The sequence below is a fragment of the Leucobacter manosquensis genome (assembly GCF_018304845.1).
Taxonomy (GTDB): domain Bacteria; phylum Actinomycetota; class Actinomycetes; order Actinomycetales; family Microbacteriaceae; genus Leucobacter; species Leucobacter alluvii.
This window is the reverse complement of the sequence record NZ_JAFEVO010000001.1, coordinates 2,356,997-2,375,144: the sequence shown is the minus strand read 5'-3', so window position 1 is coordinate 2,375,144 and position 18,148 is coordinate 2,356,997. Positions and strand designations below refer to the sequence as shown.

Here is an 18,148-nt window from a genome sequence, read left to right as displayed (position 1 = left end):
TCTGCCGAGACGAGAAGGGGCTGCGATGACGAACGAGCCGCACCAGGATCCGCCGACCGCACGGCGACGAGAGACGCGCGGCCGCCTGCTCGACGCCGCCATCGAGGTCTTCGCCGAGGCCGGAGTGCAGGGCGCGTCAGTCGAGCAGATCTGCGCCCGCGCCGGATTCTCACGCGGCGCCTTCTACTCGAACTTCTCCACGAAGGAGCAACTGTTCCTCGCGGTGCTCGAACGCGAGTTCGATCGACGCATCGAAGAAGTCGAATCGACGATCGCCGAGCTCACGCCGGCGTTGCAACGACTCCAGGGCAAGATCGATGCGGAACAGGCTGCCGAGTACATCACGCGATTCATCGCCGTCGAGCAGGGCGATGCCCACTGGATCATTCTCGAAAACGAATTCGCGCTGCTCGCTATGCGCGATCCCGACATCGCGCCGGGATACCTCGCCCTGCTCGACCGCGCGACGGCAAGCCTCGCCGAACTCGTCGAGACGGCCATCGCCGCCGCGGGTCGCCGCTTCATCTTCCCCGCCGATCGCACCACCGAGATCATCAACGGCATGTGCGAGCGCGCGGCGCGCGTCTCCGCACTCGAGGGCGAGCAGCACCCGCGCGGCATCGCGGCGCTCCCCCACCAGATCGGCGAACTGCTCTTCGCCGTCACCGAACCCCTCAGCCCGCGCTGATCGTGCGGCCGAGCTCGGCCGCCTCCGCCCGCGCGCGCCGAAGATCGTCCGCAGCCCACTCCAAGCCGAGCTCGGGCAGCATCTCAGCGAGTGTGCGACTCGTGCCCACCACGAACACCTCCATGCCGAAGCCCGCTCCGAACAGATGGGCGAGCGGCGCCGTCACGAAATCCTGCACCTCGGGTTCGAGCGGGCCCCCCTGGGCGGTGACGATCACGGCGGGCCTGCCCTCGAGAGGCCGCGGCGATCCGGCCCACGACGACGTGAGCCCTGGCACATGGACCAGGTCGACCCAGGCCTTCAGCGTCGAGGGCATCGCGTAGTTGTACATCGGCGCACCGACGACGAGCGCATCCGCGTCGAGCAGTTCGGCGATCAGCTGATCCTGCACCCGCTGCCGCGAGGCGCGAAGGCTCTCACCGCCTCGCAACTCGGCGGGCCAGTGCTGCGAGCGCTCGGTCAAGTGCGGCGGCTGGTCGTAATGCAGATCGCGCTGCACCACGACGAACTCATCCCCCCTGGCGATCCAGGCCTCCGCGACCGCGTTCGTGAGCATCCGAGTGCGCGACGCGCTGTCGGCGATGGCGCCGTCGACCTGCAGCAGAGTCGGCATGACTTCCCCTTCCCTCGTTACGAGACGAGGATAACCGCCACCCCGTAGAATCGTCCCGTGCTGCTCTCAGATCGTGACATCAAAGCCGAACTCGAATCAGGACGCATCGGCCTCTCGCCGAGCGAGCCGTCGATGGTGCAGCCCTCGAGTGTCGACGTGCGACTCGATCGCTACTTTCGCCTCTTCGACAACCACAAGTACGCGGTGATCGACCCGTCCGAGGAGCAGCCGGAGCTGACGCGCCTGATCGAGGTCGACCCGGAAGAAGGCTTCATCCTGCACCCGGGCGAATTCGTGCTCGGTTCGACGTACGAACAGGTCTCGCTGCCCGACGACGTCGCGGCGCGCCTCGAGGGCAAGAGCTCGCTCGGGCGGCTCGGCCTGCTCACGCATTCGACGGCAGGCTTCATCGACCCCGGTTTCGAGGGCCACGTGACGCTCGAGCTCTCGAACGTGGCGACCCTGCCGATCCGGCTCTGGCCCGGCATGAAGATCGGGCAGCTCTGCTTCTTCAAGCTGACCTCGCCAGCGGAGCGCCCCTACGGTTCTGGTGCGACGTTCTCCCGGTACCTCGGCCAGCGGGGCCCGACGGCTTCGCGCTCGCACCTCAACTTCCACCGCGCCGATGTGCGCTCCACCGAAGCCGGCGCGATCGGCGCTTGAGGACGGGCTGGGCCCCGTCGCGGCTGCCTATGGCTGGCGCGATGCCTCGATCCGCACCGCTTCCTGACGCGCCTCCGACGCTGCGACGATCGCCTGCTGCCGCTTCATCTGACGTGACAGCACGACCGACAGCACAACGCCGCCGACCAGCGCGACCCCGATGAGCAGATACAGGCCGAGATCCGGGTCGATGATGCGCCCGGCGTACATGAGCACGATGAGGATCGCGAGCACTGCGCCCTCCGTCAGCGCGAACCGCAGAAAGAACCGCATGCGCTCCCGCGTGAGCGCGTGCATCTCCTGCCTGCCGGTCGCGTCGAGGGGCGGTGCGCCGTGCACGTCGTGTTGCGTCATGACCATGAGGCTATCAAGCGTCGGAGGCCCGCATGCCGCCCCGCTCCGCCCGCGTCGCGCGCGCGGCTAGCGGCGCTGAGGGTCGCTCGCGCGCTTCCCGTCGCGGCGGGCCTGCTGGGCGAGCATCTCGTTGTACGCCTCGAGCTCGGCGCCGCCGGAGCGGTCGTCCGCGCGATCCTTGCGCTTCTGCTCCTTCTCATCGCTCCGCGACCACTGCACGGCCACGATCAGGGCCAGCGCGAGGGTCGGCAGTTCGCCGATGCCCCAGGCGATGCCGCCGCCCGTCGACTGATCCTCGAGGGGAGGAGCGCCCCACGTCCGCCCCATGGCCCCGTACCAGTCGGAGAGCAGCAGTCCGTCGCCCGTCATGATCGTGACGCCGAAGAAGGCGTGCGACGCCATCGTGGCGAACAGGGTGACGATGCGCAGGGGATACGGGAAGCGGTAGGGCACCGGGTCGACGCCGATCATCGACAGGTTGAAGAGGTAGCCGGAGATCAGGAAGTGGATGATCATCCACTGGTGCCCCAGGTGCTCCTCGGCGGCCCAGCGGGCGATCGGCGTGAAGTAGAACACCCACAGCGAACCGGAGAACATGACGGCGGCGAAGGCGGGGTGCGTCACGATCTTCGAGAAGGGCGTCTGCACGGCCCACAGAATCCATTCGCGACCGCCCCAGGAGCCGTCGGATCGCTTGTGCGTCGCCCGAAGCGCGAGTGTGACGGGAGCGCCGAGAACGAGGCAGAGCGGGATCAGCATCGCGAACATCATGTGCCCGAGCATGTGCACGCTGAAGAGGTACTGCTCGTACGCGTTGAGCGCACCGTTCGTCGTGTAGGCGAGTAGCAGAATGCCGAGGAGCCATGCCGTCGTGCGGCCCGACGACCAGCGATCGCCGCGACGAGCGAGGCGCACGACCGCAGCGAGGTACATTCCCGCTGCGAAGATGCAGACGAGCACCCAGAGCAGGTCGAACTTCCACTCGGTGAGATAGCTCAGCGGCGTGAGCTCTGGCGGCAGGGGGTCACCGGTGAGCCACTCGGCCGGACTGATCCCGCCCGGCTGGTCGCGCACCGGTTCGAGGGCCACCGGTGTCGCGGTGCGGCCGAGGGCGCCCGCGATGCCGCTCGCGACGCCCATGACGGCGAGCTCGCAGACCACGAACCAGGCGAACGGGCGCATGCCTCGTGCGGAGTCAGCGATGCGCGGGATCAGGCGTACGCGCTGTATCGCGCCGAACGCCCCGAGCACCACGAGCGATCCCGTCTTGAGCAGCACGAGCTGCCCGTACCCGGTGCCGAGCAGAGCGTCCCAGGTGCCGACGCGCAACCACGCGCTCACGACTCCCGACGCCGCGACTCCGATGAAGGCGAGCAGCGCGATCGAGGAGTAGCGGGCGGTGACCGCGGCGAGTCGCCTGTGGTCGACCGAGCGCGCGATGAAGATGAGCGTGAGCAGACCGCCGAGCCACACTGCGGCGCCGACGATGTGCACGAGGAGCGCGTTCACCGCCGCACCGTGACCCGACGCCCCGGCCGCGTGCCCCTGCTGAGCGAGTGGAAGCGCGGTCGTCAGAGCCGCCACCAGCACGATCAGCATCAGCTTGCGGCCGCGAATCGCGAACGCGAGCACCGTCGTCACCGCCGCGAGCAGCAACTCGAGGAGCCAGAGTTGACCGAGTTCGATCTCCGTCAGGAACTGCGCGAGGCCGGCACCGAACGAGGCGTCACCGGAGAGCGGCTGGCTCGACACGTCGAGGTAGGTGAACAGCGTGGCCGCGGCACTCGCGACGGTGAGCACCGCTGCGGAACCGGCAGCGAGATCCATCGCGAGACGCGTCTCCGGGCGATCGCTCGCGAACACCCACACCGACATCACGATGGAGCCGATGAGAGCAGCCATCGCGATGTTCACGATCGTCCGGGTGAGCGGCAGGCCGACGCGCACGATCGCACCCGGGTCGGCGAGCGAGCGCTCGGCGGCCGCACCGCCGATACTCAGACCGAGCCACAGCGCCAGGAGGGTCGCCGCGAGCAGCGCAGCGGGGGCGAGAACGCGGACGAAACGGGGCACCCGACTAGCCTACGCGTAGTGCGGTGGGAGCGTGATCGATGCCCCGTCGCCTGCGGTCCGGCTCACCACGCCGCCCGACGGGCCCCGAAACGACGAAGCTCCCGAGCCGCAACGCGGCCCGGGAGCTTCGAGGAAGACGATGTTACTTGACAGCAGCCTTGAGCTTGCTGCCGACCGACACCTTGACGCGCTTGCCAGCGGGGATGTCGATGGACTCGCCGGTGCGGGGGTTCCGGCCGGTGCGAGCAGCGGTGGTCGCGGTCTCGAAGGAGATCCAGCCCGGGATCGAGACCTTGTCGCCCGAAGCGACGGTCTCGGAAACAGCGGAGAACAGTCCGTCGATCACGCTGGAGACGGCGGCCTGGCTCTGGCCGGTCTCGGCAGCGATCTTCGCGACAAGCTCGGTCTTGTTGAGTGCCATGTTGTGTCCTTCCAAGGCGATGCGCCGCAACCGGGCACGCCCCTAGATCTTGGTTCAGGGTTCCCTCCGGATGGAGAGTCCGATCGATTGATCGGTTCGAATCTACCCCAATTCGGCGGAATGATGCGGAACTTCGGTCGGGGATTCCCCAGAGTGACGCACTGCGACCTGGTATTGCGGCTGATCGGAGACCGTTTCGGGTGCGGGGCGCCGGCAACGCAAAATGGCGTGGACCCCGAAGGATCCACGCCATTCTCAGCTCAAGCGCCAGCTACGAGTCGTTACCAGCTCGACTTGGTGATGCCGGGCAGCTCGCCGCGGTGCGCCATGTCGCGGAAACGCACACGCGAGACGCCGTACTTCGTCAGCACGCCACGGGGGCGGCCGTCGATGACGTCGCGGCTGCGCACGCGCACCGGTGACGCGTTGCGGGGCAGCTTCTGCAGGCCGACGCGTGCGGCCTCGCGGCTCTCGTCGGTGCCGTTCGGGTCCACGAGGGCCTTCTTCAGCTCGAGGCGCTTCGCCGCGTAACGCGCAACGATGACCTGGCGCTGCTTGTTCTTCGCAATCATGCTCTTCTTCGCCATGATTAACGCTCCTCTCGGAAGTCGACGTGCTTGCGGATGACCGGATCGTACTTCTTCAGCACGAGACGGTCGGGGGTGTTGCGACGGTTCTTCTTCGTCACGTAGGTGAACCCGGTGCCGGCCGTCGAACGGAGCTTGATGATCGGACGTACGTCCTTATCCTTAGCCATTAGAGCTTCACCCCGCGCTTCTGCAGATCAGCGATTACCGATTCGATACCGCGAGCGTCGATCATCTTGATGCCCTTGACCGAGAGGGTCAGGGTCACCTTGCGGCCGAGCGAGGGCACGAAGTAGGTCTTCTTCTGGATGTTCGGATCGAACCGACGCTTGGTGCGACGGTGCGAGTGCGAGATGTTGTGTCCGAAGCCGGGAACGGCGCCGGTCACCTGGCACACTGCTGCCATGATGTTTCCTCTCATACCGTGAGACCGGACGGCCTCACCCAAGATTTCTTGTCTGCACGAACCCGCGGCGAGATCGAGAATCGATTCGCTGCGATCAGTTCGCGCGGTCTGCGCACTGGGACGGCGCACAGCCAAAGACCGAGCCTACGTCAGGATCGCACGGCGCGCAAGCCGGGCGTGTCGTCCGCAGTGCCGGAAACACGTCGTCTGCGCGCCGGGCCGCCCGCCGTCAGCCACGCGATCGCCGCGGCGAGCGCCACGATCGCACCTGCGGTCCCGCCGGTGAGATAGCCCTGCGTCAGCACCCATCCGACCGACCCGACGAGCAGGCCGGTCGCCGTGAGCGCCGCCCAGGCCGGCATGTCGAGCTCTCGCTCCCGCGGCCAGCGACGCTCGAGCGACGACACGGCGGGGCACAGCACCGCGAGCACTCCGGCGATCGCCAGTATCCAGGGGATCCGCGTCACCCACCACACGGGCGTGAGCGGCTCTGGGAACGGGAGGCCGAGCGCCATCTGCGCACCGACGACGATCGCCATGGCGACGACGTGCCACAGGTAGATCGTCATGCCGAAGGCGCCGAGCATCCCCGCGACGATCAGCACCCGAGGCCGTCGCACGACACGGCGGATCGCGGGCTGCAGCAGTGTGAAGAGGTAGACCTGCGCGAGGCCGAGCAGGAGCAGCAGCACGGTGGGCGGGTTCAGGTTGTCGAGCATGTCGGGCGAGTACCCGAGCCCCCACACCGCAACGGCCATCAGGGCGTACGCCGCGACGGCGAGAGCCACCAGCAGCCAGCGCGGCCGCTTCGCGTACCAGCCGTCCCGCACGCCGAATCCCAGCTGCTGCACGAAGAGCCACACGAGCACCCAGTTCAGCGGCGCGATCGGAAGGTCGGCGAAGCGACTGAGCAGGTCGACCGAGACGGCCGCACCGGCGAGACCGAAGTAGGTGGGCCATGCGGCGAGACGGTGCAGGCGCGCCATCACGGGCACGAACGCGGTGCAGATCGCGTAGACGGCGATGAACCAGAGCGGCTCTGCGAGACGGAAGGCGAAGCTGCGGAGAAAATCGGGATCGGCGCCGCACAGCCGCATCGCGCCGAGGGTCACGAGCACTGCGAGCATGGCCGACAGCACGGGGCGCGCCAGCCGCAACGCCCTGATGCGAAGGTAGTCGCCCGGGGTGCCGCCCCGGCCGCGCAGACGCCGCCAGGTCGTGATCCCCGCGAAGCCGCCCGCGATGAAGAACGTCGGCATGATCATGCCGACCCAGGTGATCCAGACGAGCGGCTGCCACTCTGCGAGTGCGTTCTGCGCGCGGAGCAGATCCCCCGAGATTCCCATCTGCAGCGCGTGCAGCAGGACGACGATCGGCAGGCACAGGGCGCGCACCGCGTCGATCGAGAGGTCGCGATCCGGAGGGATCCTGGGCAGCTGCTTCACCACCCGCCCAGCTTAGGCCTCCGCGGTCCCGCATCGGCGATGGGCGTAGGCTGGGCCCGTGAGCGAGCCGCACGAAGCCACTGAACGCGCCCCGATCCGGTACGTCGCCATCGGCGATAGTTTCACCGAGGGGGTCGGCGATGAGCGACCCGACGGCTCGGTTCGCGGGTGGGCCGACCTCGTGGCGCAGGGGCTCGCGGATGCAACGGGCGCCGCCGTCGATTACGCGAACCTCGCCATTCGGGGGCGACTGCTCGCTCCCATCATCGCCGAGCAGCTCGAGCCGGCACTCGCCCTGCAGCCGACGGTCGTGACGTTCAACGGCGGCGGCAATGACATGCTGCGCCCGCGCACGAATATCGCGTGGGTCGCCGCGCAGACGGAGCACGCGCTGATGCGCATCCGCGATTCGGACGCCGAGCCGATTCTGCTCGCCGGCGCCAATCCGACGGCGGGGCTACCCGGCGGTGCCCGTGTGCGAGTGAAAGGCGACGAACTCGTGCGAGCCGCGCGCGCCATCGCCGAGCGCCTCGACGTGCGCTTCGCAGACAACTGGAACGATCCGGAACTCGCCGGCGGGCAGTACTGGTCGCCGGATCGCCTGCACCTCGCGCCGGTCGGGCATCGCCGCGTCGCCGCCAACGTGCTGCGGGCGATGGGCTACACCGCGCCGGCCGATTGGGAGCTGAACGCCGCGGCGATCCCGCGCCCGACTCGGAGGGATCAGCTGCGCTACACCCGTGAGCACGTCGTCCCCTGGGTGCAGCGCCGCCTCACCGGGCGCTCCAGCGGAGACGGACGCACCGCGAAGTACGCCGAGTGGACGCGTGTGGAGCCGCGCGCACTCGGCGCCGACCCCGAGGCATGACCCAGCCCCGCGACTCGAGCGCCGGCCGCACGGGGCCGCTCGCAGCGGCATTGGCGCTCGCCGGGCTGCTGCTCGTCGCCGGCAACCTCCGAGCGAGTCTGACCTCGGTCGGCCCGATCCTCGATCGCCTGCAAACGGAACTCGAACTGAGCTCGCTCGCCGCGTCGATGCTCATCAGCCTGCCGCTGCTCGCGTTCGCCGGCGTTTCACCGTTCGTGCCCAGGATCGCGCTCCGCTTCGGGCTCGAACGCCTGCTCGGCGGGAGTCTCGCGCTGCTCGCCGCCGGAATCGCGCTCCGGTCCGTCGGAGGGGTGTGGCTCTGGGCGGGCACCATCGTGCTCGGCGTCGCGATCGCCGCGCTCAACGTCTCCCTGCCCTCGTTGGTGAAGCGGGACTACCCGAAGCGCATCGGGCAGGTGACGGGTGCGTACTCCGTGGTGCAATCGGTCTTCGCGGCGATCGCAGCCGGCGTCTCAGTGCCGCTCGCCGACGCCTCAGAGCTGGGGTGGCGGGCGTCGCTCGGCATCTGGGCGGGGTTCGCACTCCTCGGGCTTGCCGCGCTCCTTCCGCGGATTCTGCGCTCGCGATCACCGCGCAACGAGCCGCCGAGTGAGACCATCGCACTGCCCGGCGGCGGCACCTCGCGCGACCGATTCTCCCCGTGGAGATCGGCACTCGCCTGGCAGCTCACCGCGTTCATGGGCGTGCAATCCGTCGCCTACTACATTCTGATTCTGTGGCTGCCCTCGATCGAGATCGCCGCCGGCATCTCCCCCGCGGCAGCCGGCTTCCACCTGCTCATCATGAACGCCGTCGCCATCGTCGGCAGCACGGTGTGCTCGGCCCTCATCCCCCGGTTCCGCGATCAGCGCGGCCTCGGCGCCGTCTCCGGCGTCTTCTTCGTGGTGGCGGCGGTCGGGTTGGCGTTCGCGCCCGAATGGGGAGCGCTGTGGGCCGGCTGCGGTGGGCTCTCGGGCGGAATCTCCATCGTGCTCGCCCTCTCCTTCTTCGGCCTGCGCACGCATCATCACCGTCACGCCGCTGCCGTATCGGGCATGGCCCAAGCGGTGGGGTACCTCTGCGCGGCCGCCGGGCCTCCCGCCATCGGGCTGCTGCACGACGCGACCGGCTCATGGGCGCCGGCGCTCTGGACGCTGGGCGGCATCGGCGTGCTGGTCATGGGCCTCGGCGTGCTCGCGGGCCGCGACCGTTACGTGCGGTGACCGGGGCGGACCCGGCGCACGGAGCCACGCGGGGAGCGCGAATGCCTCGGAGAATCGGCGCGGGAGCCGCTTCCGGCTTCCCGGAATCATCCCGCGGGATGATCCGAAATGGTACCGGAGCACGATGCCGTCGAACGGTTCACCGGCCAAGCTGAAAGGGTTGATCTCGCCGCTCGGCCCGCGCCCGGCTGCGTTCCCCGTCACGCCGCTCCACGATGCACGGTCGCCGACGAATCCTCGGATCCGTCGGCCCCGATCCATTACGCAGTGCGAGACCCCAGCCGAAAGCGTTCATGTCGTTCCTCACGCGCACCAGTCTCAAGAACCGACTCATCGTCGGGCTCACCACCCTCGCGATCGCCGTGATCGGCATCGTCTCGATGGGATCGCTCAAGCAGGAGCTGATGCCCTCGATGCAGGTGCCGATGGCGTATGTCATGGCGCAGTCGCAGGGGCTCGCGCCCGAGGAGATGGCGCGCACGGTCACGGAGCCGGTGGAGCAAGCGCTGCTCGCCGTGCCCGGTGTCACGAGCGTGACGTCGACGACGGCCAGCGGTGACGCGCAGATCCTCGCGGAATGGACGTTCGGCACCGACGACGACGAGACGTTGCGCGCCATTCGGAGTGCGGCCGAGGCGCTGCGGCCGACATTCCCCTCGGGCAGCGAGCTGCAGGTCATGTCAGGCGGCGCCGACGACATGCCTGCGATGATGCTCAGTGCTGGAACGTCGGGCGACCAGGAGGCCTTCGGCGACGCGCTCGCCCAGACCGTGGTCCCGGCGTTGCAGAACGTCCCCGGCGTGCGCACGGTCGAGCTCGCCGGGCAGGAGGAGCATCGGATCTCGATCGACCTCCGCCCCGCAGACGTCACCCGCCTCGCAGTCGATCCGTCGACGCTGCAGCCCATCCTCCAGGCGAACGGCGCGGCGCTTCCCGCCGGTCAAGCCGAATCCGCCGAGGGGCCGATCTCCGTCACCGTCGGGGCCGCGCTCACGTCGATCGAAGACATCTCGAATCTGCCCGTGCCCACCGCGGAGGGTGCAGTGCGCATCTCCGACTTCGCCGACGTCGAAATGGAAGCGGTTCCCGCGCAGAACATCTCTCGCGTGAACGGCAACCCCTCGCTGACGCTGCAGATCACGCCGTCGCAGGGCGCGAACGTCGTAGACATCTCGCACGCGGTGAACGCCGAGCTCGATCGCCTCGCCCCCACCCTCGACGCCGAGTTCATCACCATCTTCGATCAGGCACCGTACATCGAGCAGTCGATCCACGATCTCTCGGTGGAGGGCGGGCTCGGACTCCTGTTCGCCGTGCTGGTGATTCTCGCGTTCCTCTGGTCGTGGAGGTCGACCATCATCGCCGCGGTGTCCATTCCGCTCTCCCTGCTCATCACCCTCATCGGCCTCTGGTCGAGCGGCAACACGCTCAACATCCTGACCCTCGGCGCGCTCACGATCGCGATCGGCCGTGTCGTCGACGACTCCATCGTGGTCATCGAGAACATCAGCCGCCGGAGGGGCGACGGGCCGCTCACGATCGAGGGCGTCGTCGCCTCGGTGCGGCAGGTGGCGGGCGCCATCACCGCATCGACGCTCACCACCGTCGCGGTGTTCCTGCCGATCGCATTCGTGTCGGGCATCGCGGGCCAGCTCTTCCGGCCGTTCGCCATCACGGTTTCGATCGCGCTCCTCGCCTCGCTCGTCGTCGCACTCACCATCGTGCCCGTGCTGGCCTTCTGGTTCCTGAAGAACGCTCCCGCCCATCGGGGCGAGCCCAGCGCCGAGACCGACGCGTCGGACGACGCCGAGCAGGATCCCGCCGCGGTCTCCGAACTCGACGAGATCCACACCGCACCCGACCGACTGCAGCGCACCTTCATGCCCGCGCTCAACGCCACCCGGCGCCACCCGGCCATCACGCTCGTCGTGTCGGGCCTGCTGCTCGTCGCCACACTCGGCATGACCGCGTTCATTCAGACGGACTTCCTCGGCTCCTCCGGCCAGGAGAGCCTGCAGCTCACGCAGGCGCCGCCCCAGGAGACCGGCGATGACCTCGTCGCCGCAGCTGAGCCCGTGGAGGCCGCACTCAGTGAGATCCCTGGCATCGCGGATGTGATGACGTCGATCCCCATGCCCACCCCGGGCACCCCGAGCACCATCAGTTACGATCTGCAGCTCGCCGATGACGCAGAGGTCGCCACAGTCGAATCGGCCGTGCAAGACGCGATCGATGCGCTGCCGGACTCGGGCGAGATCTCGCTCGCCTCGCAAGACGCGTTCGTCGCGGGGGCGGGCGACGGCATCGCGCTGCAGATCTCGGGCAACGACTCCGAGGCGCTCCGCGAGGCCAGCGACCTGCTCGAGCAGCAGCTCGCCGACGCCGACGGGGTCCGCTCCGTGACGAGTGAACTCTCGGGGGAACAACCCGTGCTGCGCGTGCGGGTCGACGAGCTCGAAGCGACGCGTCTCGGGTTCGACCGGACGACCATCGCGACGGCGGTGCAAGAGGCCCTCTCGGGATCGACCGTGGGCTCGCTCATGCTCGACGGCCAAGAGCGCGACATCATCGTGCGCACCCCCGGCACTGCGCGCGCCGCCGACCAGCTCGGCGAGGTGCTGCTGCCCGTCACAGCTCAACAGACGGCGGAGGCGCAGAAGGCCGCGAACCAGGTGCTCGAGGACAGAGCCAAAGCCGAAGCGGAGACCGCGCGCATCGAGGCGGCGAACGAGCTCGACTCCCAGATCGCCGAAGCGGCGAATCAGCGGGCCGAGCTGGTGTCGCAGATCGGAGCGCTGAACGAGCAGCTCGCGCAGCTCTCGAGCGCGCCGATCGTCCCGGAGGAGCCGCGCACCCCCGACGAGGATGCGATGCTGCGGGCGCAGCAGGAACGCGCTGAGCAACTCGCCTCGCTGCAGGGCGCGCTCGAAGGCGCCCAGTCGGGCATCACCGGCATGGATGAGCAGATCGCCTCGCTCCGCCAGGCGCGGAACGATGCGGCGACGCAGCAGGCCGAAGCTGAGGCGGCGGAGGCCGAACAGCGCGCAGCCGCCGAGGTCACCGGCGCCGCGATCCCCCTCTCCGCGATCGCGACCGTCGAGGAGGAACTCACCGCGCCGACGATCACGCGCGCCGATGGCGAGCGTCAGGTCTCGCTGACCGTGACTCCGAAGGAGGGCGAGCTCGAGACCGCGAGCCTCTCGATCGACACCGCGATCGCCGAGACCGAGCTGCCGGCCGGCGTGCAGTTCGAACAGGGCGGCGCGGCGGCCCAGCAAGACGAGGCGTTCGGCCAACTCGGCCTCGCGATGCTCGCCGCGATCATGCTCGTACTGCTCGTGATGGTCGCCACCTTCCGCAGTTTCCGCGGGCCCCTGGTGCTGCTCATCTCGATCCCGTTCGCCGCGACCGGCGCCATCATCGGGTTGCTCGTCACCAACACAGCCCTCGGGCTTCCCGCCCTCATCGGCCTGCTGATGCTCATCGGCATCGTGGTGACGAATGCCATCGTGCTCATGGACCTCGTGAACCGCCTCCGCGAGGCCGGCGCCACCCTCGACGAGGCGGTGGAGCACGGCACCCGACTGCGTCTGCGCCCGATCCTCATGACCGCGGCAGCCACGGTGTTCGCCCTGATCCCGATGTCGCTGGGCCTGACCGGGGGCGGTGTGTTCATCTCGAAGCCCCTCGCGATCGTCGTGATCGGCGGCCTCGTGTCATCGACGCTGCTCACGCTCATCCTGGTGCCGATCCTCTACACGCTCGTCGAGCGCCGCCGTGACCGCAAGATCGCGAAGCGCGAGGCGCGTCGCGCGAGAAAGCTGGAGCGGCAGGCCGAGAGTGCGGGCGCTCCCGGCGAAGCCCGCGAGGCCCAGCGAGCATTCGCTGCCGAGCAGCGCTCGACGAAGGGCTCCGCCCGCGAGGCGAAACGCGAAGCCAAGCGCGAGGCGAAGGCGGCCCGCCGGGATGCTCGCGCGGCGCGCAGGGAGAGCGGCAGTCGGGAAGACGAGAGCGGCGAGGCAGGTGAGGCCGGGCAGTAGCGCTGCACCTTGGTGCGCCCCGCCCCGCCCCGGGTGCTCGACTGCGCGGCGCGAAGCTGCGCGGCGCGAAGCTGCGCGGCGCGCAGGCTCAGCCTCGGCGCAATGGCGCGAAGGGGCGACGGCGCGAGACGAATGAGCGGTGCCTCACGCCGCGGCCTTCAACCCGGACCCGGTGAGCAGCACGACCGTCGTCTCGGAGGGCAGGACCGCGCCGCGCGCGACGAGCTCGCTCACCGCTGCGGCAGCCGTCGCGCTCGTCGGCTCGGCGTAGAGTCCGTGCGAGGCGAGCTCCGCGTGCGCTGAGCGGATGTCCGCTTCCGGAATCGCCACCGTGCCGCCGCCGCTCTCGCGCAGTGCGTCGAGCATCGCGCCGAGCCGCAGTGGGTGGGAGATCGCCGTGCCTTCGGCGATGGTCGCGCGCACCGGGCGGTTCGGCACCGGTTCTCCTGGTTTCACGTGGAACGCCGCATCCACCGGCGAGCAGTTGAGCGGCTGCGCGGCGTAGAGCCTCGGCACGCGCTCGATCTGGCCGGCGCGCAGCAGTTCGCGGAAGCCGAACGCGCACCCGAGCAGGCTGCTCCCCGCACCCACCGGCAGCACGACGGCGTCGGGAGCGCGGAACCCGAGGTCCTCCCAGATCTCGTAGGCGAGGGTCTTCGTACCCTCCAAGAAGAACGGCTGCCAGTTGTGGCTGGCGTACCAGCCCGCACCGTGCGCAGCCGCAGCGATCGCCGCCTCCTGCGAGGCGACGCGCGGTCCCTCCACCAGCTCGATGCGCGCCCCGTACGCGCGCGCCTGCACGAGCTTGCCGGGCGAGGTGGTCGCCGGCGCGAAGACCGTGACGTCGAGCCCGCCCGCGGCCCCGTAGGCGGAGATCGCGGCTCCGCCGTTGCCCGAGCTGTCCTCGATCACCGCGCGTGCCCCCTGCTGCCGCAGCACCGAGAGCATCACGCAGGCGCCCCGATCCTTGAAGCTGCCGGTCGGGGAGCACCACTCCAGTTTCCACAGCGGCCGAGCGCTCCCCCAGACGCCGGGCACCAGCGGAGTCCGCCCCTCGCCGAGCACGAGTGGTTCGTCGACGTCGAGGGCGAAGGCGGCCCGGTACCGCCAGAGCCCGGGAGCGCCGTGCTCGATATCCGCGCGGGTGATCCCCCGGCCCGGCGCGAGCAGCAGGGGTCCTCCCGAGTCCGAACGCCAACGACCCGGCTCGAGCGCGTATCGTGCGCCCGTCGCCGGGTCGAGGTAGGGAAGGTCGTCGCTCACATGCGCCTCAGCGAGAGATCAACGGGTCCGGCGGCGGCCACCGGCATCGTCGTCGCCGTCCGTCGCGCCGAGCCCTGCACCGAGCTCACCGCCGATCGAGGCCGCCACCGCTGCCGGCTTGGCCGCGGCCGTCGGCTTTCCGCTGCGCGTCGCTGCGAGCCGGCCTGCACGACGACCGAGCCACGACACCGTGAGGTTGATCGCCAGGTAGATCACGACGGCCACCACCCAGAAGGTGAAGAGGTATCGGTTGCCGTAGAACGTGGACGCCTGCTTCACCGTCGAGGCCAGCTCGGAGTAGGCCACGATGTAGCCGAGCGAGGTGTCCTTCAAGAGCACGACGAGCTGCGCGATGATGATCGGCAGCATCTGAGTGAAGGCCTGCGGGAACTCGATGAGCAAGCGCGTGCGCATCGGGGTCAGACCGATGGAGAGCCCCGCCTCCCGCTGGCCCTTGTTGAGGGCCACGATGCCCGCGCGCAGGGCCTCGCCGATGATCGCCCCGTTGTAGATGATGAGTGCGATGACCACCGCGCCGAACGCACCGGTCGACGCCACGAGCAGGATGAAGAGCATCATCAGCAGCACGGGCATCCCGCGGAAGAATTCGAGCAGCACGGTCGTCGGGATGCGGATGAATGCGTTCGTCGCCAGTCGTCCGAACGCGAAGACCATGCCGAGCAGCACCGCGCCGACCATTGCGACCGCAGCGGCGCGCAGGGTGTTCCACACGCCCCGTCCGATGAACTGCCAGACCTCGCCGTAGGCGAGCACGTCCCAGCGCGACGCGTCGAACATTCCGGGGTTCTCGTTGCCGTTGACCGAGATCTGCGGCTGAGCCAACCGCCAGACCACCCAGCCGAGCAGTGCCGCGAGCGCGATGACTCCGACGACGGAGATGATGCGGGATCGCCGACGCGCTTTCGGGCCGGGGGCGTCGTAGAGAACGGTCGCACTCATCGCAGCACCCGCACCTTCTTCTCGATCTGCCCGGCGAGCAGGCCGAGCGGAATGGTGATCAGGAGATAGAAGCAGGCGACACCGACGAGAATCGGGATCACCGCCTGGCCGTTGCTGTTGGTGAGCTGCCGTGCGGTGGCGAACAGCTCGACCACGAAGAACCCACCGGCGACCGACGTATTCTTCGTCAGCGCGATGAAGACGTTGATCAGGGGCGGGACGACCATGCGCAGCGCCTGGGGCAGGACGATCAACGAGAGCGTCTGCCCGAAGCCGAGCCCGATGGAGCGGGCGGCCTCGGCCTGACCGACGGGCACGCCGTTGATGCCGCTGCGGAGCGCCTCGGCCACGAATGGCGAGGTGTAGACGGCGAGCCCGATGGAGGCGAGCAGCGCGTAGGGCGGCTTGTCCGGCACGATCAGCGGCAGCACGAAGACCATGAAGAGCAGCAGCAGGGTCAGCGGAATATTGCGGATCAGCTCGGTGTATGCCGTCGCGAAGCCGCGCAGCGACGACACCGGGCAGATGCGCAGCACGGCGACGACGAGTCCGATGAGCAGCGCGCCGACACCTCCGAAGAGCAGCAGCTGCAGCGTCATCAGGAAGCCGGCGAGAATGTCGTCGGCGTTCGCCAGTAGGACGTCCACGATCGGGATCCCTTCTTGAGGGCGGATCCCGGGGGCGGCTCGCACCGCCCCCGGGTCAGCTCAGTTCCGAACGAGTGGATGGATAGGAGAAAAGGTGTCGAGCGAGGTCAGTAGCGGTCGATCGCCGGGGGTTCCGGCGTCTCCAGCACCTTGCCGGCGGTCTTCTCCCAGGCCGCCGCCCAGTCGCCGTTGTCGAAGGACTCCTCGAGCGTGTCGTTCACGAAGGCGCGGAACTCGTCGTCGCCCTTCATGAGCCCGATGCCGTAGGGCTCCTCGGTGAACGGGTTCTCGACGACCTCGAACTCGCCCTCGTTCTGGTCGGCGAGGCCGGCGAGGATCACGTTGTCGGTCGACACTGCGACGACCTCACCCGAACGAAGCGGCTCGAGGCAGTTGGAGTAGGTGTCCGTGGCGAGGACCTCGACGCCGGCCTCCTTCAGGTTCTCCTCGGAGGTCGAACCGGTGACCGAGCAGACCTTCTCGCCCTTCACATCGTCGATGCCCGTGATGCCGTCGGGGTTGCCCGAGAGCACGAGGAGATCCTGACCCGCGGTGTAGTAGGGGCCGCCGAAGTCGATGACCTTCTTGCGGTCGTCGTTGATCGTGTACGTGGCGATGACGAGGTCGACCTCGCCGTTCTCGATGAAGGGCTCGCGGTTCGCGGAGACCGCTTCCTTCCACTCGATCTGGTCTTCCGAGATGCCGAGCTTCGCGGCGATGATCTTGCCCATCTCGACATCGAAGCCCTCGGGGGAGTTCGTGGTGGGGTTCATCAGGCCGAAGAGCGGCTGGTCGTACTTCGTGCCGATCGTGATCTTGCCGGCTTCATTCAGCTTCGCCATGGTCGTGCCGTCTTCGAAGCTGACGTCCTCCGCCGGCGCCGGCGCCGACGATTCCTCGCCGGCGTCGTTCGGCGAGCCGGAGGCGCAAGCGGTGAGGGCCAGGAGTCCTGCTGCGGCGAGGACGGCTCCGTACTGAGCAATTCGCATCATTTCTGCTTTCTCTTCGGTGAGTTGGGGCGCGGTGACGTTGTCGGCCTGCGGCCAGCGGCGTCGAATTCGTTGCGGGGGGGGGACGAGTCAGTGGCCCAGGATCTTCGACAGGAAGTCTTGCGACCGCGACGTCTTCGGGTCGGTGAAGAACTGCTCGGGTGTCGCCTCTTCGACGATCTGGCCATCCGCCATGAAGATGATGCGATCGGCCGCGCGCCGGGCGAAGCCCATCTCGTGCGTCACCACCAGCATCGTCATCCCGTCGTTGGCCAGCCCGATCATCACGTCGAGCACTTCGTTGATCATCTCGGGATCGAGTGCCGAGGTCGGCTCGTCGAGCAGGATGAGCTTCGGGTCCATCGCGAGTGAGCGGGCGATGGCGACGCGCTGCTGCTGGCCGCCGGAGAGCTGCGAGGGCAGCTTCTGCGCCTGATTGGCGATGCCGACGCGTTCGAGCAGCGCCATCGCCTTCTCCTCCGCATCCTTGCGAGAGAGCCCGCGCACCTTCATCGGACCGAGGGTGACGTTCTGCAGGATCGACTTGTGCGCGAACAGATTGAACTGCTGGAACACCATGCCGACGTCGGCGCGCAGCGTGGCGAGCCCGTTCCCTTCTTCGGGAAGCGGTTGGCCGTCGATCGAGATCGTGCCGGAGTCGATCGTCTCAAGGCGATTGATTGCGCGGCAGAGCGTCGATTTTCCGGAGCCCGAGGGCCCGAGCACGACGACCACCTCGCCACGGCCCACCTGCGTGTTGATGTCGTTCAGCACATGCAGATCGCCGTAGTGCTTGTTCACCGAATCGATGATGACGAGCGGCTCCCGATCGTCGCGGACCACTCTGACCGCTGTCGTGTCTCCCATGCTGCGATCGTACAAACAGAGCGGCTCGCGGTGCTAGTTCT

General features: G+C 68.6%; 18 protein-coding genes. 5 read left to right on the top strand and 13 right to left on the bottom strand.

Annotation, left to right across the window (positions count from 1 at the left end):
- The first annotated feature begins 25 nt into the window (after nt 1-25).
- The gene (locus JSQ98_RS11100) at nt 26-688 is read left to right on the top strand and encodes a TetR/AcrR family transcriptional regulator (protein ID WP_200330662.1); all 663 of its coding nucleotides are present in this window, start codon (nt 26-28) and stop codon (nt 686-688) included.
- On the opposite strand, the gene JSQ98_RS11095 is transcribed toward JSQ98_RS11100, so the two are convergent.
- Complete coding sequence (locus JSQ98_RS11095; RefSeq protein WP_090145919.1) at nt 675-1,301, bottom strand: FMN-dependent NADH-azoreductase; 627 nt, start codon at nt 1,299-1,301, stop codon at nt 675-677. The genes JSQ98_RS11100 and JSQ98_RS11095 overlap by 14 nt on opposite strands.
- A 57-nt stretch (nt 1,302-1,358) precedes the next feature.
- Between JSQ98_RS11095 and dcd the strand changes: the two genes are divergently transcribed.
- On the top strand, nt 1,359-1,964 hold the full coding sequence (dcd, locus tag JSQ98_RS11090) for a dCTP deaminase (RefSeq protein WP_090145917.1): 606 nt from the start codon (nt 1,359-1,361) through the stop codon (nt 1,962-1,964).
- Between the two features lie 27 nt (nt 1,965-1,991).
- On the opposite strand, the gene JSQ98_RS11085 is transcribed toward dcd, so the two are convergent.
- From JSQ98_RS11085 to JSQ98_RS11055, 7 genes are all read right to left on the bottom strand, one after another.
- On the bottom strand, nt 1,992-2,318 hold the full coding sequence (locus JSQ98_RS11085; protein ID WP_211649715.1) for a hypothetical protein: 327 nt from the start codon (nt 2,316-2,318) through the stop codon (nt 1,992-1,994).
- Nucleotides 2,319-2,384: 66 nt separating this feature from the next.
- Nucleotides 2,385-4,391 (bottom strand): bifunctional copper resistance protein CopD/cytochrome c oxidase assembly protein, encoded by a 2,007-nt coding sequence (locus tag JSQ98_RS11080; protein ID WP_211649714.1) that lies wholly within the window; start codon nt 4,389-4,391, stop codon nt 2,385-2,387.
- A gap of 142 nt (nt 4,392-4,533) precedes the next feature.
- Nucleotides 4,534-4,812, bottom strand: a complete 279-nt coding sequence (locus JSQ98_RS11075; RefSeq protein WP_090145911.1) for an HU family DNA-binding protein — start codon at nt 4,810-4,812, stop codon at nt 4,534-4,536.
- Nucleotides 4,813-5,093: 281 nt separating this feature from the next.
- Nucleotides 5,094-5,399: a 30S ribosomal protein S14 gene (rpsN, locus tag JSQ98_RS11070; protein ID WP_090145910.1), complete on the bottom strand. Its 306-nt coding sequence runs from the start codon at nt 5,397-5,399 to the stop codon at nt 5,094-5,096.
- A gap of 2 nt (nt 5,400-5,401) precedes the next feature.
- Nucleotides 5,402-5,569: a 50S ribosomal protein L33 gene (gene rpmG / locus JSQ98_RS11065; RefSeq protein ID WP_010155688.1), complete on the bottom strand. Its 168-nt coding sequence runs from the start codon at nt 5,567-5,569 to the stop codon at nt 5,402-5,404.
- A complete protein-coding gene (rpmB, locus tag JSQ98_RS11060) occupies nt 5,569-5,805 on the bottom strand; it encodes a 50S ribosomal protein L28 (RefSeq protein ID WP_090145908.1) in 237 nt (78 codons plus the stop codon). Before rpmB ends, rpmG begins: the two co-directional genes overlap by 1 nt.
- A gap of 149 nt (nt 5,806-5,954) precedes the next feature.
- Entirely contained in the window at nt 5,955-7,253 is a 1,299-nt protein-coding gene (locus JSQ98_RS11055) for an acyltransferase family protein (protein ID WP_211649713.1), read from the bottom strand.
- A 55-nt stretch (nt 7,254-7,308) separates the two neighbouring features.
- On the opposite strand from JSQ98_RS11055, the gene JSQ98_RS11050 reads away from it, so the two are divergent.
- From JSQ98_RS11050 to JSQ98_RS11040, 3 genes are all read left to right on the top strand, one after another.
- Entirely contained in the window at nt 7,309-8,118 is an 810-nt protein-coding gene (locus tag JSQ98_RS11050) for an SGNH/GDSL hydrolase family protein (protein WP_211649712.1), read from the top strand.
- Nucleotides 8,115-9,341, top strand: a complete 1,227-nt coding sequence (locus JSQ98_RS11045) for an MFS transporter (protein WP_234037121.1) — start codon at nt 8,115-8,117, stop codon at nt 9,339-9,341. The genes JSQ98_RS11050 and JSQ98_RS11045 overlap by 4 nt, the downstream gene beginning before the upstream one ends.
- A 293-nt stretch (nt 9,342-9,634) precedes the next feature.
- Nucleotides 9,635-13,381: an efflux RND transporter permease subunit gene (locus JSQ98_RS11040; RefSeq protein WP_211649711.1), complete on the top strand. Its 3,747-nt coding sequence runs from the start codon at nt 9,635-9,637 to the stop codon at nt 13,379-13,381.
- Nucleotides 13,382-13,525: 144 nt separating this feature from the next.
- On the opposite strand, the gene JSQ98_RS11035 is transcribed toward JSQ98_RS11040, so the two are convergent.
- The 5 genes from JSQ98_RS11035 to JSQ98_RS11015 all read right to left on the bottom strand — a co-directional run bounded on the left by JSQ98_RS11035 (nt 13,526) and on the right by JSQ98_RS11015 (nt 18,107).
- Nucleotides 13,526-14,644 (bottom strand): threonine synthase, encoded by a 1,119-nt coding sequence (locus JSQ98_RS11035; protein ID WP_211649709.1) that lies wholly within the window; start codon nt 14,642-14,644, stop codon nt 13,526-13,528.
- A gap of 18 nt (nt 14,645-14,662) precedes the next feature.
- On the bottom strand, nt 14,663-15,604 hold the full coding sequence (locus tag JSQ98_RS11030; RefSeq protein ID WP_090145897.1) for an amino acid ABC transporter permease: 942 nt from the start codon (nt 15,602-15,604) through the stop codon (nt 14,663-14,665).
- The gene (locus JSQ98_RS11025) at nt 15,601-16,251 is read right to left on the bottom strand and encodes an ABC transporter permease subunit (protein ID WP_090145895.1); all 651 of its coding nucleotides are present in this window, start codon (nt 16,249-16,251) and stop codon (nt 15,601-15,603) included. Before JSQ98_RS11025 ends, JSQ98_RS11030 begins: the two co-directional genes overlap by 4 nt.
- 107 nt (nt 16,252-16,358) lie before the next feature.
- Nucleotides 16,359-17,240: a glutamate ABC transporter substrate-binding protein gene (locus JSQ98_RS11020; RefSeq protein ID WP_090147289.1), complete on the bottom strand. Its 882-nt coding sequence runs from the start codon at nt 17,238-17,240 to the stop codon at nt 16,359-16,361.
- Between the two features lie 90 nt (nt 17,241-17,330).
- The gene (locus JSQ98_RS11015; RefSeq protein WP_211649707.1) at nt 17,331-18,107 is read right to left on the bottom strand and encodes an amino acid ABC transporter ATP-binding protein; all 777 of its coding nucleotides are present in this window, start codon (nt 18,105-18,107) and stop codon (nt 17,331-17,333) included.
- Nucleotides 18,108-18,148 lie beyond the last annotated feature (41 nt).

Excerpts from the sequence above, each read along its gene's own strand:
- JSQ98_RS11100 (WP_200330662.1), top strand. The coding sequence starts at position 26 with ATGACGAACGAGCCGCACCAGGATCCGCCGACCGCACGGCGACGAGAG.
- JSQ98_RS11095 (WP_090145919.1), bottom strand. The coding sequence starts at position 1,301 with ATGCCGACTCTGCTGCAGGTCGACGGCGCCATCGCCGACAGCGCGTCG.
- JSQ98_RS11085 (WP_211649715.1), bottom strand. The coding sequence starts at position 2,318 with ATGACGCAACACGACGTGCACGGCGCACCGCCCCTCGACGCGACCGGC.
- JSQ98_RS11075 (WP_090145911.1), bottom strand. The coding sequence starts at position 4,812 with ATGGCACTCAACAAGACCGAGCTTGTCGCGAAGATCGCTGCCGAGACC.
- rpsN (WP_090145910.1), bottom strand. The coding sequence starts at position 5,399 with ATGGCGAAGAAGAGCATGATTGCGAAGAACAAGCAGCGCCAGGTCATC.
- rpmG (WP_010155688.1), bottom strand. The coding sequence starts at position 5,569 with ATGGCTAAGGATAAGGACGTACGTCCGATCATCAAGCTCCGTTCGACG.
- rpmB (WP_090145908.1), bottom strand. The coding sequence starts at position 5,805 with ATGGCAGCAGTGTGCCAGGTGACCGGCGCCGTTCCCGGCTTCGGACAC.
- JSQ98_RS11045 (WP_234037121.1), top strand. The coding sequence starts at position 8,115 with ATGACCCAGCCCCGCGACTCGAGCGCCGGCCGCACGGGGCCGCTCGCA.
- JSQ98_RS11040 (WP_211649711.1), top strand. The coding sequence starts at position 9,635 with ATGTCGTTCCTCACGCGCACCAGTCTCAAGAACCGACTCATCGTCGGG.
- JSQ98_RS11030 (WP_090145897.1), bottom strand. The coding sequence starts at position 15,604 with ATGAGTGCGACCGTTCTCTACGACGCCCCCGGCCCGAAAGCGCGTCGG.
- JSQ98_RS11020 (WP_090147289.1), bottom strand. The coding sequence starts at position 17,240 with ATGCGAATTGCTCAGTACGGAGCCGTCCTCGCCGCAGCAGGACTCCTG.
- JSQ98_RS11015 (WP_211649707.1), bottom strand. The coding sequence starts at position 18,107 with ATGGGAGACACGACAGCGGTCAGAGTGGTCCGCGACGATCGGGAGCCG.